The 17,245-nt window shown below is 43.3% G+C and carries 15 protein-coding genes and 1 pseudogene; 8 read left to right on the top strand and 8 right to left on the bottom strand.

Annotated features, from left to right (window positions below; all coding sequences use genetic code 11):
* Positions 1 to 223: 223 nt before the first annotated feature.
* Entirely contained in the window at positions 224 to 619 is a 396-nt protein-coding gene (locus AB6D80_RS04205) for a DUF3465 domain-containing protein (RefSeq protein ID WP_029222999.1), read from the bottom strand.
* A 476-nt stretch (positions 620 to 1,095) separates the two neighbouring features.
* Here AB6D80_RS04205 and AB6D80_RS04200 point away from each other — a divergent pair, with 476 nt between their 5' ends.
* On the top strand, positions 1,096 to 1,287 hold the full coding sequence (locus tag AB6D80_RS04200; RefSeq protein WP_009847119.1) for a hypothetical protein: 192 nt from the start codon (positions 1,096 to 1,098) through the stop codon (positions 1,285 to 1,287).
* A gap of 209 nt (positions 1,288 to 1,496) precedes the next feature.
* A complete protein-coding gene (locus AB6D80_RS04195; protein WP_017097344.1) occupies positions 1,497 to 1,916 on the top strand; it encodes a BLUF domain-containing protein in 420 nt (139 codons plus the stop codon).
* A gap of 93 nt (positions 1,917 to 2,009) precedes the next feature.
* Here the strand turns inward: AB6D80_RS04195 and nrdF are convergent, their stop codons facing one another.
* From nrdF to nrdH, 4 genes are read right to left on the bottom strand one after another with little or no spacing between them, the layout of a single operon-like run.
* Positions 2,010 to 2,981: a class 1b ribonucleoside-diphosphate reductase subunit beta gene (gene nrdF / locus AB6D80_RS04190; RefSeq protein WP_372187839.1), complete on the bottom strand. Its 972-nt coding sequence runs from the start codon at positions 2,979 to 2,981 to the stop codon at positions 2,010 to 2,012.
* Positions 2,982 to 2,997: 16 nt separating this feature from the next.
* Positions 2,998 to 5,130 carry a class 1b ribonucleoside-diphosphate reductase subunit alpha gene (gene nrdE / locus AB6D80_RS04185; RefSeq protein WP_372187837.1) on the bottom strand — a complete coding sequence of 711 codons (2,133 nt, stop codon included), beginning with the start codon at positions 5,128 to 5,130 and terminating at the stop codon, positions 2,998 to 3,000.
* Complete coding sequence (gene nrdI / locus AB6D80_RS04180; protein WP_012604288.1) at positions 5,123 to 5,521, bottom strand: class Ib ribonucleoside-diphosphate reductase assembly flavoprotein NrdI; 399 nt, start codon at positions 5,519 to 5,521, stop codon at positions 5,123 to 5,125. Before nrdI ends, nrdE begins: the two co-directional genes overlap by 8 nt.
* Complete coding sequence (nrdH, locus tag AB6D80_RS04175) at positions 5,521 to 5,742, bottom strand: glutaredoxin-like protein NrdH (protein ID WP_009847124.1); 222 nt, start codon at positions 5,740 to 5,742, stop codon at positions 5,521 to 5,523. The genes nrdI and nrdH overlap by 1 nt, the downstream gene beginning before the upstream one ends.
* Positions 5,743 to 5,927: 185 nt before the next feature.
* On the opposite strand from nrdH, the gene AB6D80_RS04170 reads away from it, so the two are divergent.
* The 6 genes and pseudogenes from AB6D80_RS04170 (at position 5,928) to AB6D80_RS04145 (ending at position 11,397) form a co-directional block, all read left to right on the top strand.
* Positions 5,928 to 6,296: an iron-sulfur cluster assembly accessory protein gene (locus AB6D80_RS04170; protein WP_009847125.1), complete on the top strand. Its 369-nt coding sequence runs from the start codon at positions 5,928 to 5,930 to the stop codon at positions 6,294 to 6,296.
* A 2-nt stretch (positions 6,297 to 6,298) separates the two neighbouring features.
* Entirely contained in the window at positions 6,299 to 7,774 is a 1,476-nt protein-coding gene (gene sufB / locus AB6D80_RS04165; RefSeq protein ID WP_372187836.1) for a Fe-S cluster assembly protein SufB, read from the top strand.
* 1 nt (position 7,775) lies between these two features.
* On the top strand, positions 7,776 to 8,522 hold the full coding sequence (sufC, locus tag AB6D80_RS04160; protein ID WP_372187834.1) for a Fe-S cluster assembly ATPase SufC: 747 nt from the start codon (positions 7,776 to 7,778) through the stop codon (positions 8,520 to 8,522).
* Positions 8,512 to 9,768, top strand: coding sequence for a Fe-S cluster assembly protein SufD (gene sufD, locus AB6D80_RS04155; RefSeq protein WP_241810847.1), 1,257 nt, complete (start codon positions 8,512 to 8,514; stop codon positions 9,766 to 9,768). The genes sufC and sufD overlap by 11 nt, the downstream gene beginning before the upstream one ends.
* Positions 9,761 to 10,992: pseudogene (locus tag AB6D80_RS04150) on the top strand (SufS family cysteine desulfurase). Before sufD ends, AB6D80_RS04150 begins: the two are co-directional and overlap by 8 nt.
* Before the next feature lie 3 nt (positions 10,993 to 10,995).
* Positions 10,996 to 11,397, top strand: a complete 402-nt coding sequence (locus AB6D80_RS04145) for a SufE family protein (protein WP_372187832.1) — start codon at positions 10,996 to 10,998, stop codon at positions 11,395 to 11,397.
* Positions 11,398 to 11,533: 136 nt separating this feature from the next.
* Here AB6D80_RS04145 and AB6D80_RS04140 read toward each other — a convergent pair whose 3' ends face one another.
* The 3 genes from AB6D80_RS04140 to AB6D80_RS04130 form a co-directional block, all read right to left on the bottom strand.
* Entirely contained in the window at positions 11,534 to 13,417 is a 1,884-nt protein-coding gene (locus AB6D80_RS04140) for a methyl-accepting chemotaxis protein (RefSeq protein ID WP_017101414.1), read from the bottom strand.
* Between the two features lie 297 nt (positions 13,418 to 13,714).
* On the bottom strand, positions 13,715 to 15,286 hold the full coding sequence (locus tag AB6D80_RS04135; RefSeq protein WP_009847132.1) for a BCCT family transporter: 1,572 nt from the start codon (positions 15,284 to 15,286) through the stop codon (positions 13,715 to 13,717).
* Between the two features lie 272 nt (positions 15,287 to 15,558).
* Entirely contained in the window at positions 15,559 to 17,157 is a 1,599-nt protein-coding gene (locus AB6D80_RS04130; RefSeq protein ID WP_372187830.1) for a BCCT family transporter, read from the bottom strand.
* Positions 17,158 to 17,245 lie beyond the last annotated feature (88 nt).

The following is a 17,245-nucleotide window of genomic DNA, read 5'->3' as shown; positions in this document are numbered from 1 at the left end:
TTATCGCCCAAACTGGTTAAATTTTAACAGTGACAACTACCCTGCCAGATAGGGAATACTCACGACTTGAACTAAATAATTCACTTCAATCATAAAGCCACAAATTATTAAATTACAAAAAAACCAAGTTACAACAAAACCCAGTGAGAGACATGCTTTCCACCGCCTATCTCTAACACTCTATAGATACTCTTTAATGGCAGAGATGCCATGCCAAGTACGTCTACTCGTATATTTTCCCATTATGTTTTAGCCAGCCATGAGCATGGTGATTCCGAGGATCTTTGTGAGTCCAGTGCATCACCCCACCTTTCTTGTTCCATTCATACTCCCCATAAAATTCAACTCTATCGCCCTTTCTCAATCCCTGAATACGAGGAGCTAAATCAATATTATGTGCCACCAGCAAAGTTTGTCCGCTGTCGAGCCTTAAGATAAACTTCTGATGTCGAGAGCCTTTATTATCGTCTGGAAGTAATCGTGAAACTAAACCCGACCCACGTACTTGAACATCACTTTGGTGATTTTGGTAAGCTTGCTTAAGTCGCGCATCATTGGCCTGAACATGGCTGACACCAAAGCAGAGCAATACCAAAAATAGAGTAATAAACTTTTTCATTCCCTTCATTGCTTTCGTTTCCCATATTAATTATTTAGGCTACTCACTAAGTATTCATTGCGACAAAATAGCATAAGTACCGCAACTAACGATTCATTAAAATCAAACTTATTTAATAATTACTCTTGGATTCAAATGCGCAGTACAACACTACTTTGACATTCAACATTTCAAAAAAAGAAGCTTCATTAGGTGACTTACTCTCCACAAATTGATGCGACCCCCTGTGTTTTGTAACCACTTATTACATTGAGTTTTTTAAATAAATCCCTACCCAAAAGTATACTGAACGGTGGTCACATTACACCATACTTATCATAGGTAATACGACCACCCACCCTCTTATTCATCACATTTTGGAATGCCAAAATCATTCAATTGAACTCATCAACACAGCTTATTGATTAAGCAATTGAACTCATAACGTAGACCCTGTACGCTTACACTATGCACACGGTTACTTAATGGAGATCACAATGAACGAACTACTGACAAGCGCCATGGAACAGAAACAACGAACAACAGTGACCAGTTTATTCGCAAGGAATGGATTTAAGATCGCAGCCACTGATTTTGATGATGTGACTTTCGAACGTGAAAGCGTATTGGTCAATGTTCGATTCGATGCATCTTCCAACGTCGAATCGATTTCGGTTCTTAACGACTAACGAGAGACTCGATGCAAGTAGGTCGCTAGAATGATTGAATGAACAACATTCGGCTCATTTTAGCGCATCTTGCTAGCTGTCCTTTGCTACTTCATCACCATCCTCTCTTCCAAAAGCCACCGAGTGACAATTAGGCCAATAACTCGCAATTCCATGAGCTTGGCTTATATTTATTAATACCCTTTGAACAAAAATTCGAAATGATGCCTATGTTCCTAACTCGGTTAATTTATGTCAGTACACTTTCCGAATGTTGTGATTCCAAAGCACTGGATGAAATACTCACTATCTCACGAGACCACAATCGGCAGAGCCATCTAACAGGGCTTCTCAGTCATAATCAAAAGTACTTTCTTCAATGCATTGAAGGCTCTAGGGAGGCGGTAAACCATACCTACAATCACATCCTAAACGATAAGCGGCACGAGAGAGTGACCATACTGTATTTTAAGGAAGTTGATTGTCGAGAGTTTGGAGATTGGTCGATGGGAGACATTCCGCAGTCTAATTTGACTGAACTGTTGAACTTACAATTTTCGACTTCGGATCAATTTAACCCATACGAAATGTCTGGCGAAAGTGCTTATAAAATGCTTTTAGAGTTAAAGCAAAATTTGCCGTCTGAGTGACCTAACTTTCAAACGGCAAGCCTTAGAACGATGATGTCGATTCAAGGGTAAGTAATCCTCTTTCAAGCCCGAGTTCATACTCGGGCTATTCGTTCAAAAATCCCAGTCATCGTCTTCGGTAGCGACAGCTTTACCTATGACATAAGAAGATCCAGAACCAGAAAAGAAGTCATGATTTTCGTCAGCATTCGGTGACAATGCAGCCATGATAGCAGGGTTTACCTGACAGAGTTCATCTGGGAACAATGCTTCAAACCCGAGATTCATCAACGCTTTGTTGGCATTGTAATGTAAAAAATGCTTCACATCTTCAGTTAAGCCAACAGGATCATAAAGCGATTCGGTATATTGTGTTTCGATTTCATAAAGAGAAAACATTAATGAATAAGCTTCATCCTTAACTCTCGCCTGTTCTTCCTCACTAAGAGATTGGTAAGCGAGTTGAAATTTGTATCCAATGTAGTAACCATGAATCGCCTCATCACGAATAATCAGACGGATCAAATCCGCTGTATTGGTCAGTTTTGCCCGACTCGACCAATGCATGGGTAGATAAAACCCAGAATAGAATAAGAAACTCTCTAGAAAAACACTGGCCACTTTTTTCTTTAGCGGGTCGCCTTCAGCCAAATAATCGTCGAGGATAATCTGTGCTTTTTTCTGTAACAGAGGGTTCTCTTCAGCCCAGCGAAACGCTTCATCAATTTGCGGCGTAGTACACAAAGTTGAGAATACAGAAGAGTAGCTACGAGCATGAACTGCCTCCATAAACGCGATGTTGGTTAATACCGCTTCTTCATGAGGTGTTCTCGCATCTTCCATCAAGGCTGGCGCACCCACCGTATTCTGAATCGTGTCGAGTAACGTTAAACCGGTAAAAACTCTAATCGTTAGCGTTTGCTCTTCTTCAGTTAGTTGCTTCCATGTTTGAATATCATTGGATAAAGGTATCTTTTCAGGCAGCCAAAAATTAACCGTTAGGCGATTCCAAATCTCTAGATCTTTACCATCAATCATACGATTCCAGTTAATCGCTTGAACAGGTCCGGATTCCATTTTTTTCATTGCGTTTATCCCTTTATTACAGTGAGCACGACACGCACCCTTCGACTTGAGTACCTTCTAATGCTTTCTGTCGCATTCGGATGTAGTAAAGCGTTTTAATTTTCTTTTTCCATGCGTAGATCTGAGCTTTGTTGATATCTCTCGTCGTTACCTCATCGTCAAAAAACAAAGTTAATGAAAGGCCTTGATCAACATGTTCGGTGGCCGCTGCATAGACATCGATTATTGCCTTAGGGCCTATAGAAAAGGCATCACGGAAGTACTCTAAATTGGAGTTATTCAAATACGGCGCAGGGAAGTAAACTCGCCCAATTTTACCCTCTTTTCTTATCTCCACTTTAGCGGTAACGGGATGAATAGAAGCGGTAGAGTCGTTGATATAGCTAATTGAGCCTGTAGGAGGAATGGCCTGTAAGTATCGGTTGTATAGCCCTGAGCTCATGACGAGTTGTTTCAATTCGTTCCACTCAGACACGGTGGGTATTCGTATATCTAAACGGCTAAAGAGATCTTGGACCACGTCCAATTTTGGCGAGAAATCCTGCTGCAAATATTTGTCGAAGAAAGACCCATCACTGTAACTAGAATCTTCGAACCCTTTGAACGTACTCTTTTTCTCTTGTGCCAACTTATTGGAAGCCACGAGACAGTGATATAAAACACAGGCAAAATAACTGCTGGTGAAATCAATGGCCTCTGGTGAATCATAGTGAATGCGTTCTCTAGCCAAAAAACCATGCAAGTTCATCTGACCTAAACCAATAGCGTGACTTTCATCGTTGCCCTTTCTTATCGAAGGAACACTGTTGATTGCGCTCATCTCTGACACTGCATTTAATGCTCGAATTGCGGTGTCAACGGTTTGAGATAGTCGACCTCCATCCAAGGCTTTGGCAATGTTGATCGAGCCTAAATTGCACGAAATATCTCGCCCGATATGACTATAGTTCAAGTCATCATCATAATTTGACGCCTCGTTAACCTGTAATATTTCCGAACACAAGTTAGACATATTTACACGCCCCTGAATGGGGTTAGCCTGATTAACCGTATCTTCAAACATAATGTATGGATAGCCCGACTCAAATTGGATCTCGGCAAGCGTTTGGAAAAGGCCTCTTGCACTCATTTTCCCTTTGCGGATCCTCGGGTCGTCCACCATTTCATGGTACTTCTCCGTCACGCTAATTTCAGAGAAAGGTACGCCATACACTCGCTCAACATCATGAGGAGAAAACAAGTACATATCTTTGTTTTGCTTGGCTAATTCCAGAGTAATATCGGGAATGACAACACCAAGGCTCAAGGTCTTAATTCTGATTTTTTCATCGGCATTTTCTCTTTTTGTATCAAGAAATTGCATGATGTCTGGATGGTGAACATTGAGATAGACAGCACCCGCGCCTTGCCTAGACCCCAATTGGTTAGCATACGAGAAACTGTCTTCAAGCAATTTCATCACAGGGACGACACCTGAACTTTGATTTAAGATCCCCTTAATGGGCGCACCTTGCTCTCTTAAGTTCGTCAGAAGTAAAGCAACACCACCGCCACGACGTGAGAGTTGCAACGATGAGTTAATCGCACGACCGATGCTCTCCATATTGTCTTCGATTCTCAACAAAAAGCAGGAGATCAATTCACCACGGCTCTTTTTACCGGAGTTAATAAAAGTGGGCGTAGCCGGTTGAAAGCGTTGATGAATGATTTCTTCCATTAGTGCCAGTGCAAATTCATAGTCACCACGAGCCAGTAACAGTGCAGTCATAACCACTCGGTCTTCGAACCTTTCTAAATATCGCTTACCATCACGAGTTTTCAGTGCATAGGAAGTAAAAAACTTATAAGCACCTAAGAACGTGCGGAATCGAAATTTGGCTTGATAGGCGTTTGCCCAGATTTGATGAAGAAAACTGCGATCATATTGCTCAATAACTTGAGCCTCGTAATATCCCTCTCTGAGCAAATAGTCGATCTTCTCGTCTAAATTATGAAAGAAAACGGTATTTTGATTAACGTGTTGTAAGAAAAACTGTCGAGCCGCTTGCTTATCTGCCTCAAACCGAATCGTCCCTTGTTCATCAAGTAGATTCAACATTGCGTTTAAAGCATGGTAGTCAAGGGACTCGTTCTCAAAGTGGTTATCCATGATGTTTCCAAAATTGTTCTAACCCATTTGTCACGATATCAATATCGCTCTGGGTTCCAGATAGTTCGAAACGATACAACAGCGGTACATTGCATTTTTCAGCGACAATGGCACCTCCGCGAGCAAAAAGAGCTCCAAAGTTTCGATTTCCCGAAGCAATCACACCTTTAATCAATGCTCGATTATTCGGGTTATTCAATAGACTTATAACAGAGTTAGGCACAGCTCCTCGCCCCTCACCATCGGCATAAGTCGGGCATATGAGTACGAATGGTTGCTCAATCTCTAGCGCCCTTTCATTGGCCTCAGTAGGAAGCCTGATCGCAGGTAATCCTAGCTGTTCGACAAACCGCTTCGTATTCCCTGAAGCGCTAGAATAATAAACAATCATTAACCCAACGCGCTGATCATGTCAGGTCTAAAACCGGACCAATGGCGGTCATTGGCGACAACCACGGGAGCTTGTCGATAACCCATTGATTGAACTCTTTCCATTGCGATTTCGTCGCACGTTAAATCAACAACTGTATGCTCAATACCTTTGCTCTGTAACGCCTTAACCGTTGCTGTGCATTGCACACACTGTGGCTTGGAATAAACGATGACATCCATATTATACAACCTCAATTAAATCTTAATGATAATCATTATTAATAAATAATGGCACATATAGTATTTGGGATTTATGTTTTGTCAACATATTGATCCCCGACCTAAAGGCCATAGACAATACATGGCTGATATGCAAATGATAATCAATATCATCTATTGTCACCAGTCAAATATGGAGCAGTAAGGTGAGTATTTCGAGTTCCGGTTCTAATGACATATCCATACATGATATGGAGTGGCAAGGCGTTACGTTAAGTGAAAGTGCCGCAAACAGAATTTCCCAGTTATCACATGGGCAAAAGCACTTCCACCTCACGGTTAAGTCCTCTGGCTGTACGGGGTTTGCATATGAAGTGGCGCTGATCGATTCGCCATCCGATGACGACATCAAGTACGAATCACATGACGTCATTTTCTATATTGCACTCAAAGCCCTACCTATGATCGATGGCACAGAGATCGACTTTGTGCGTCAGGGTTTAAACAGTAATTTTGTATACAATAATCCCAAAGTGAAGAACCTTTGTGGATGTGGCGAGAGTTTTGGAGTTTAACCATGTGCGCATTAGAAACGCAGTCTGAAGTTACAGAGTTACTGCAGAGCAGTCACTATCGTGAAGGTTTCTACACTGAGTTATCTTCAGATACTTTGTCGAAGGGAATCAACGAACAAGTCGTTCGAGCAATCTCCGCAAAACGTAACGAACCCGAATGGATGTTGGAGTTTCGTCTCAAAGCATTCCGTAAATGGCGAACGATGGAGGAACCGCATTGGTTAAAAGCCGATTATCCAGACCTAAATTACCAAGATTACAGTTACTACTCCGCCCCAAGTTGCTCTAGCTGCGACAAAGATAGTTGTGACAAAGATAGTGATGATGGCTCGAATGAATTTTTAACCGAAGAAGTCGAGACAGCCTTTGAAACACTGGGGATTCCAGTTAGAGAAGGTTCAGAAATTGCTGTTGATGCAATCTTCGATTCAGTTTCCGTCACCACTACCTATCAAAACGAACTGAAAGAACTCGGAATCATCTTCTGTTCATTCAGCGAAGCTATCCAAGAATACCCTGAACTCGTGCAGCAATACCTAGGCACCGTTGTTCCACCTGAAGATAACTTCTTTGCGGCTTTGAATGCCTCTGTTGCCTCTGACGGCACTTTTGTTTACATCCCTAAAGGTGTGAGATGCCCAAGAGAACTCTCTACCTACTTTCGAATAAACCAAGCAAAAACAGGCCAGTTTGAAAGAACAATTTTAGTGGCTGATGAGGACTCATACGTCAGCTACATCGAAGGTTGCTCTGCCCCGATGAGAGATACCTATCAGCTTCACGCCGCCGTCGTAGAAGTCATCATTCACAAGCGTGCTGAAGTTAAATATTCCACTGTGCAAAACTGGTTCTCAGGAGCAGAGGATTCACAAGGCGGCATACTCAACTTCGTAACCAAACGTGCGGTTTGCGAAGGCGAGTACAGCAAAATGTCTTGGACTCAATCAGAAACAGGCTCTGCGATAACGTGGAAGTACCCAAGCGTGATTCTCAAAGGAGACTACTCTGTCGGTGAGTTTTTCTCCGTCGCTTTAACGAATGGCGTTCAACAAGCCGATACCGGCACTAAGATGGTTCATATAGGAAAACACTCTCGCTCTACCATCATTTCAAAAGGGATTTCAGCAGGCAAAAGCCAGAACAGTTACCGAGGGCTGGTTAAAGTCACCCCCAACGCAGAAGGTGCGAGAAACTTCACTCAGTGCGATTCAATGTTAATCGGCGCCGAATGTGGGGCTCACACTTTTCCTTATATCGAAGTCAAAAACCCGTCTGCTCACGTTGAACACGAAGCGACGACCTCTCGAATTGGCCAAGATCAACTGTTTTACTGCACCCAAAGAGGGATCAGTGAAGACAACGCCATATCCATGATCGTCAATGGTTTTTGTAAAGACGTATTTTCAGAATTACCACTCGAATTCGCTGTTGAAGCGCAAAAACTTCTATCAATCAGCCTCGAGCATAGTGTGGGATAAAATGTTAGAAATTAAAAATTTACATGTCAGCGTTGAAGAAAATACTATCCTAAAAGGTATTAACCTAACTGTTAAACCTGGTGAAGTTCACGCAATTATGGGACCGAATGGGTCGGGAAAAAGTACCCTATCCGCCACACTGGCAGGCAAGGATGATTACGAGGTCGTCAGTGGTGAGATTGTTTTCAAAGGTCAAGATCTTACAGAGCTAGATCCAGAGGAAAGAGCCGGTGAAGGGGTATTTTTAGCCTTTCAGTGCCCTGTCGAAATTCCAGGTGTCAGTAACAAACTCTTTCTAAATACAGCTCTCAACGAGGTTCGTGAATATCGAGGCTTAGAACCAATCGATCGTTTTGACTTTGAAGATCTATTGGAAGAAAAAGCGCAATTGTTGAAGATGCCGGCAAATTTACTCCAACGCTCTGTCAATGAGGGATTCTCTGGTGGAGAGAAAAAGCGCAATGACATTCTACAAATGGCGGTGCTCTCACCTGATCTTTGTATACTAGACGAGACCGACTCAGGTCTAGATATTGATGCCCTTAAAGCCGTCTCTGAAGGTGTAAACGCGCTGCAGAATGAGCAACGAGCTTTCATTTTGGTCACGCACTATCAACGTATCCTCAATTACATCAAACCAGATTTCGTGCACGTGTTGTACCAAGGAAAGATTGTAAAATCTGGTGACCACACGTTAGCTCAAGAATTAGAAGAGAAAGGCTATGGGTGGATCATTGATGAACAATAAACATTCATTGCTTGATTCATTTGAAACCCTTGTTCGACCGCATGAGTGGCAAAAAAAACAATGGTCTAAATTGCTTGGGGTTGAGTTACCGTCCCCTCAACATGAGGACTGGAAATACACGCCTCTTGACCGATTAAACGAACTAGAGCTAAGCAGCGCACCACAGCAGTCGACAGCTAACACGCCATACAACAAATTCAGTTTAGACATTGATGCTTATCGATTAGTCTTCGTCGACGGCTTCTTTTTAGCTCGATACTCCGACTGGATTCCAAAAGTTCGAGTGACTCCCATCTGCGCGCTCTCTCCAATTGAAATCGATGAGCTATCTCGTTCAATAAAGCCAGACGCTTTTACCTATATTACTGATGCTACCGCTTCAAGTGGCGTATTAATCGAGGTCGAAGCGAATACGCAGGTATCGAAACCTATTTATCTTCTGCATATCAATTCCGAAAAACAAGGTGATGTATCAAGCTACAGAAGCCATATTGAAGTCGCAGCTCATGCGGAAGTCACCGTCATCGAACACCATGTTTCACAAGGTAGTGGTGGAGGCGTAACATTATCTCGCTTAACACAACACGTTGGTTGTGGTGCTCACTATCATCACACTAAAATTGTCGAAGAGGCCTTAAGTCAACATCACTTCGGTCACAACGATTTGATAGTTAATGCGCATGCTAGCGCCTACTCTTGTTGCTTGCTCTACTCCGGCCAATTGATACGACATCAAGTAAGTTCAGAACTGACTGGCGAACAAGGTTTTGTCGCTATGGACAGTATTTCCCTACCTCAAGGTGAGGCAGTTTTTGATACTCGCACCTATTTGAAACACAACTCTCCCCACTGCCAAAGTGAACAAAATCATAAAACCATCGCTCGAAACCAATCTAAGTCTGTTTTCGACGGCATGATCTATGTTGACCCTACCGCGCAAAAAACAGACGGGCAAATGGACACCCACAGTCTGATTCTAGGCGATGACGCCCAAGTTAACTCTAAACCTCAATTAGAGATTTATGCCGATGATGTTAAATGCAGCCATGGTGCAACAACAGGGCAAATCGACCCAAACCAAATCAACTACTTACGCTCTAGAGGTATACCAAAAGAACGAGCCGAACACATGATTACCTCTGCGTTTGTCATTGGCGTTACCGAGAGAATTAAACACCCCGCCCTAAGACAATCTGCGATAGATAAAATCAATGCGTCACTCAATAAAGGATGTCCTAATGATTGATTCGAGCGAAAAGACAAGCCCTTGGTTTAACGACTTCCCAGCTCTAAGAACTCAAGTTTACGACAAGCCTTTGGTCTATTTAGACAGTGCTGCGACGGCCCAAACCCCTCAAATCGTTATCGACCGCATGACTCAGTTTTATCAACATGATTATGCGAGTGTTCATCGAGGTGTCCATTACCTAAGCTCTAAAGCAACCGAAGAAATGGAACAAGTGAGAGAAAAACTTGCGCAGTTCATTTCAGCTAAATCCCGAGAAAGTATTGTTTTCACAAAAGGGACGACAGAGGCCATCAATCTCGTTGCGAATAGCTATTTACGCCCTAGGTTAAAAGCGGGTGACGAAATCATCGTGACGGAAATGGAGCATCACGCTAACCTTGTTCCTTGGCAGATGCTTTCTGAAATTTATAATGTCAACATTCGTGTTTGGCCAATGGCAAAAAATGGCTATTTGAATCTCAACGACCTTGTCTCGTTAATGAATACAAAGACAAAACTGCTGGCGATTAGCCACGTATCGAATGTTCTAGGCCGCGTAAACCCAATTAAAACGATAGTCAAAGCTGCACATAAAGCAAAAGTCCCCGTGTTAGTCGACGGGGCTCAAGCTGTCATGCACCATAAAGTCAATGTGACGGACCTCGATTGTGATTTCTACGCCTTCTCTGGGCACAAATTGTATGGCCCGACAGGCATCGGCGTGCTTTATGCAAAAAAATACACCTCGACAACATGGTGCCATGGGAAGGCGGCGGAGCCATGATCGATCAAGTGACCCTGCCTTTGGGAACCTCGTTTGGCCAAGCGCCATGGAAGTTCGAAGCAGGTACTCCGAATATTGCCGGCATTTTAGGTTTAGGCGCCGCTCTAGACTACATTGAAGCTATCGGCTTCAAAGAGATCTCTGGCTATGAAAAAAACATAATGAATTATTTGGTGGAGAGCATTAGACAGGTACCAGCAATAGAGCTCTATGGCGACGATGATAACCGCACCGGCGTTTTGGCCTTTAATATGAAAAACCAACACTCTTTTGATGTCGGTTCATTCTTAGATAGGTATGGTATTGCGATTCGTACCGGACATCTCTGCGCAATGCCCCTTATAAAACGACTCGGTCAAAACTCGCTGTGTCGCGCATCGATTGGCATGTACACAAGGCCCAAAGACATAGACGCCTTGTGCCAATCACTAAAACGAATCCACCAACTGTTAAGGTAGCTTATGTCCCCTGAAAAGCTCCAGAAAAACTTCGAGCGATGCGCTGACTGGGAACAACGTTACATGTATTTGATAGAATTGGGGGACCGATTAGAGCCCTTCCCTGTGACAAAGATGAATAAAACACATCTTATCGCAGGCTGCCAAAGTAATGTATGGCTAGATCTTTCCATCGGTCAACAGAATAAAATGTCGATACAAGCGACCAGCGATTCTTCATTAGTTAAAGGTTTGTTGGCGTTGGTGTTGATCGCCTATAACAACCAACAACCCGCGAGCGTTCTAGAATTCGATATTAAAGACTGGTTCCGCCAGCTAGACCTAAAATCTCAGCTTAGCGCCAGTCGGAGTCAAGGCTTAGAGGCCATAATAAAACATATTCGGTGTCACGCTCGGGCTGTTTAACCTTCAATAAACAATAGCCCAGCATGATTAGATCACGACATTTTGCTTCTTCTAAAAAGCGAACATAAAAAAGCCCCAACCTAAGTTGGGGCTTCTATCTATCTATCTATCTATCTATCTATCTATCTATCTATAATTACAGCTTAAAACGGCTGATTTCATTTTCTAGTTCATTAGACAGTTCAGAAAGCTGAGCAGCTTGTTCTGCAGCTTGGTGCGCTTCACCTGCTAGCTCGTTAGATACGTCACGGATTCCTTCAGTGTTACGAGTAATCTCAGACGTTACTGACGCTTGCTCTTCTGCAGCAGAAGCGATTTGAGTCGCCATATCACTGATACGTTCAACAGCAGCATGAATTTGCGTTAAGCTAGCGGCCGCTGAGTTTGAGTCATCAACACTGGTTTCAGCAAGCGTTCGGCTATCGTTCATGATACTTACCGCTTTGCCCGTTGTACCTTGCAGTAATTCAATCGTTTGTTGAATTTCTTGAGTTGAACCGTGTGTACGTTGGCTCAAAACTCTCACTTCATCAGCAACAACCGCAAAACCGCGACCTTGTTCGCCAGCACGGGCAGCTTCAATCGCTGCGTTAAGTGCAAGTAAGTTAGTTTGTTCAGCAATGCCTTGGATATTGGACAAGATAGCGTTGATGCTATTGCCGTGCTCTTCAAGCTCAAGAATCACGTTCGTTGCAACTTGAACTTCTTGTGCAAGGTTTTGGATTGAGCTTTGAGTCTGTGTAACTTGACCCGTACCGTGCTCACACGCGCCAACAGCTTCAGATGAATTCTGTGCAGTTTGATCAGCATTACCCGCAATCTCTTGTGTTGCTGCAGCCATTTCGTTCACGGCTGTTGCTACCATATTGATTTCGTCTTGTTGCATCTGAATGCGAGCACTACGCTCTTCAGCTTGAGAAGCCGTTTGACGTGCTTGGTTACCTAGCGCAGCAGATACTTCGCTTAGCTTGATCACCATGGTGTGCATGTTGCCTACAAAACGGTTGAAGTTTTCAGCAAGCTTACCAATTTCGTCATCGCTCTTAGGCTCAAGACGTTGTGTAAGGTCGCCCTCACCTGAAGCAATTTCTTCAAGTGCCGCTGAAACACGGTTCAAATCACGGAATAGGAAGCTCACTAACCAGGACACTAATACGATTACGATTAACGTAATAATGACCGCCGTTGTGATCAACTGAGTAAGTAGTGTTGAGTGATTCGCTTCTTCAGTTGCTTTGTCCATCTGAACTGCAAAAATCCAGTTCGTATTAGGCACATTAGTGAAGTAAAGAAGCTTCTCAGCACCGCGCTCTTTGATGATCTCGATGCTACCCGTACGCACTGCGTTTTCGATGATAGGCATAGAAATGTCGTTTGAAAGCTGGCTTACAGGCTTAAGGCTCAGTGCTGAGTCTGGGTGTGCTAGGAATGTGCCGTCAGAGGCATCAATGAGCATTGCGTAAGCGTTGTCACCAACATCTAAGCTGATAACATCGTTGACTAGTTGATCAATAAGTACATCCGCACCAACAACACCAACAAGCTTACCGTTATGACGAACAGGTTCAGCAATCGTAACTAGAAGCGCTTGGGTAATCGCATCTTGATAAGCGGTTGTAATAATTTGCTTACCGGCTGCGTTTGCTTCCTGGTACCAAGGGCGTTGACGAGGATCGTAACCGGCGCGATTACGTTCAGGATGTGAACGGTACATTCCGCCTTCTGGAGTACCTAAAAAGATATCGTCAAAGCCACCCGCTACACGAGCTTGCTTAAGGAAAGGAACAACATCATCCTCTCGTGAAAAGTCATTAAATGCTGATGCGATATCGGTGCGGATATCAATCCAGTTTTTAATACCTTCAGATGCTGCTTCTGATACGCTTTCAGCTCGCAGGTATACGCCGTTACGAGTCTGTTCAAATAATTGGTTTGCTGATAACCAAGTTAACGCTGTTGCCATAACGACAACAGCAGATAGGCTAGCACCTATTAACTTCTGCTTAAGTGTTAGTTTCATGTCAAAGTTTCACGAGTAGTGGATAATCTAGCGAATACTACCCAATTTAAGCAAACGATTCGAGCTATTTCACAGTTTTACATCACATTATATTTGCAATAAAACCAAAAACTTAGCTTTCGCCAATTACTTGGCTTTTCGCCAAATTCAAGGCGCCATTTCAACGACGATTTCTACGATATATACAGTTTTACAGGCTGTAAAATGGATAAAAAAAGGCAGGAGAGTTTCCTCTTCTGCCTTTTGTTTTACTTTGTATTCGACATCAAAAAGATGAAAAATCGAATAGTAGGTAGTCTATCTTTTCTCTGTTCGCATACCCATTAGTAGGCTCACACACATCAACAATAGAATGATGGTGAATGGCAATGCTGTTGAGATTGCACCCGCTTGCAGAGCTTGAACGGCTTCAGTACCGCCAACCCACAATAGAGCTACTGCAATCGCACCTTCAAGGAACGCCCAGAATACGCGTTGAGGCACTGGCGTATCAACTTTACCACCAGCGGTAATACTGTCGATGACTAAAGAGCCCGAGTCAGACGATGTAATAAAGAATACGAGAACCAATACAACCGCAATGATTGAAAGCAGAGTACCAAACGGCAATACATCAAACATTTGGAACATTGCCAGTGATACATCAGTTAAGCCATTTTGACCTAGGGTACCAACCTTATTCACGATTTGATCAATTGCCATACCACCGAACACTGACATCCAAATGATAGTCACTGTCGTTGGAACAATCAGTACCGCTGTAATGAACTCACGAACAGTACGACCTTTAGAAACACGCGCGATAAACATACCGACAAATGGAGACCATGAGATCCACCAGGCCCAGTAGAATACAGTCCAACCATGTAACCAAGCTTCATCTTCACGACCGTGAGGGTTGCTCAACGGAATGATGTTCTCGATGTATGCCATCAATGTTGTAGGGATTGAACCTAGAGTCACTGCGTAGCCGATTAGAGCTACTAGGATAAGCAGTAGGAAAGCAACCAACATGTTGATGTTACTGATAACTTTAACGCCACCATCAATACCACGAAGTACGGATACGACCGCTAGCAAAGTTACTACGGTAATAACAATGACTTGTAACCCTAAGCCTGCCTCAATGCCGAATACATGCTGAATACCACTTGCGGCTTGCTGCGCACCAAGGCCAAGCGATGTCGCCAAACCAAACAGGGTTGCAAGTACAGCAAGAATATCAACGATGTGACCAGCCCAGCCCCACGCTCTATCACCTAAAATTGGGTAGAAGATAGAACGAATTGAAAGCGGTAATCCCTTGTTGTAAGAGAAGAAAGCCAGTGAAAGCGCCACAACACCATAAATAGCCCAAGGGTGAAGCCCCCAGTGATACATGGTTGCACCGAGTGCTAGTTTTGCAGCTTCTGGTGTATTTGCCTCTACGCCAAGTGGCGTTTCATACCAACCTGTGTAGTAAGCCGCAGGTTCTGCAACACTCCAGAACATCAAGCCAATACCCATACCTGCAGCAAACAGCATCGATAACCAAGACATGAATGAGTAATCTGCCGTTGCATCAACACCACCAAGGCGGATTTTACCAAACGGAGAAACAATCAAGCCTAAGCAAAAAATAACGAAAATATTACCGGACCAAATGAACAACCAATCAAATGAATTGATAATTTGCCATTTAACACCATCCAATGCTGACTTCGCTGAAGCGGTATCTGTAAGCAGCACACCGATCAAGAACAAAGTGATGAGTCCCGCACTGATACCAAACACTGGGTTATGAACGTCAAAACCCCATTTTTGGACGTTATCTTGACCAACAGTGTAATCCGTACTGTCGATACTGTATTTATCTATACCTTTAGTCATTATTCCTCTCTACGGAATACTTATAAGGTCAGTTGACCTCATATCCCTTACTTTCCTGTGACTGAATCACAAACTCGAACATATGATCCAAGTAGTACAAGCTGTTGTCACAATAATTCAAATACTTGGATGTCTGAAGTTTAGCAGGTTAACTTATTGTTTTCAGTAAACTAGAATCAGTTCGATGGATTTTCAAACAAAATATAGGTAATCACTTATGTTTGCGGCGAAAAAAAGGCCGACTAAGTCGACCTCTATTTGAAAAAATACTTTTAGCTCAAAGCACTTTGCTGCTTAACCAATTGATTCTCTGTACGTAAACCAAGAAACAAACTTAGGCACATAAGCAATAATATGAAGGCAAATGGTAATGCCATTGAGACTGTTCCAGCTTGTAATGCCTGAATAGATTCAGTACCACCAACCCACAGTAGGACCGTCGCAATCGCGCCGCCCATCAATGCCCAAAATACACGCTGTGGAACAGGTGCATCGACTTTTCCGCCAGAAGTAATGCTATCAATAACCAATGAACCTGAGTCTGATGAAGTGATGAAGAACACCATAATCAAACCAATCGATACCACTGAAAGCACTGAGCTCATTGGCAACGCATCGTAAGTATGGAATAGAGAAAGTGTAATATCTTGCAGACCATTTATACCAATCTCACCCACTTTATTCGCCACCTGGTCAATCGCAATACCACCGAAAATAGCCATCCAAATGATAATGACAGACGTCGGGATAAATAAGACTGCAACGATGAATTCACGAATTGTACGACCTTTAGAGATACGAGCGATGAACATGCCTACGAATGGTGACCATGAAATCCACCAAGCCCAGTAAAATACCGTCCAACCTTGCATCCATGTTTCATCATCACGACCATGAGGGTTGCTAAGAGGAATAAAGTTCTCAATGTAGCCCATTAGCGCGGTTGGTATCGCCTTAATACCCGCCATGCCACCCGCGATAGTTACGAAGATCAGCAAGCCTAATGCAACAACCATGTTGACGTTGCTGAGAACCTTAACACCACCGTTAATACCGCGAATCACCGACATTGTTGCCAACAGTGTTACCACTGCAATCACAATAAGCTGCATACCAATACCGCCATCGGTACCAAATACATGGTTAATACCGCTTGCGGCTTGCTGTGCACCTAGGCCAAGTGATGTTGCAAGGCCAAACAATGTTGCAAGTACTGCGACAATGTCAACGATATGACCAAACCACCCCCAAGTTCTGTCACCGAGCAGCGGGTAAAAGATTGAGCGAATAGAAAGCGGTAAGCCTTTATTGAAAGTAAAGAAGGCAAGAGACAAAGCAACAACGGCGTAGATTGCCCAACCGTGCAAGCCCCAGTTGTAGATGGTTGCACCGAGTGCCAACTTAGCCGCTTCAGGAGAATACGCTTCAACACCGAGCGGTGTTTCATACCAACCGGTAAAGTAAGCAACGGGCTCTGCCACACCCCAGAACATGAGGCCAATACCCATACCTGCAGCAAATAGCATCGACATCCATGATAGATTAGAGTGCTCTGCTTTAGCATCATCGCCACCTATACGTATCTTTCCGTAAGGGGAGATAATGAGGACAAAACAGAAAAATACGAAAAGGTTCGCAGCCCACATAAAGAAACCATCGAAGTTACCGATGACTTTCCACTTAACGCCATCAAGTGCCGCTTTAGCTGTTTCAGGTTCTGCAACCAAAAGCGCAATCAGGAAAGCAATTATCGCCCCAGCGCTGATTCCAAATACAGGGTTATGAACATCAAAACCCCATTTCTGAACATTATCTTGTCCTACGGTATAATCAGTATTATCAATACTATACCTATCCTTTACAGGCTCCATGCATCCTCTCTAATTAGTAGCGCACAATTTGCAACATTGCATTTGGCACTTAAATTTCGAAAGGAAGAATAACAACTCGTCGCAAAAA

Source organism: Vibrio sp. 10N.247.310.17, from assembly GCF_041466605.1.
GTDB classification, from domain to species: Bacteria; Pseudomonadota; Gammaproteobacteria; order Enterobacterales; family Vibrionaceae; genus Vibrio; species Vibrio tasmaniensis_A.
Note: the sequence above shows the minus strand (reverse complement) of the source record. Positions and strands in the feature narration are given on the sequence as shown.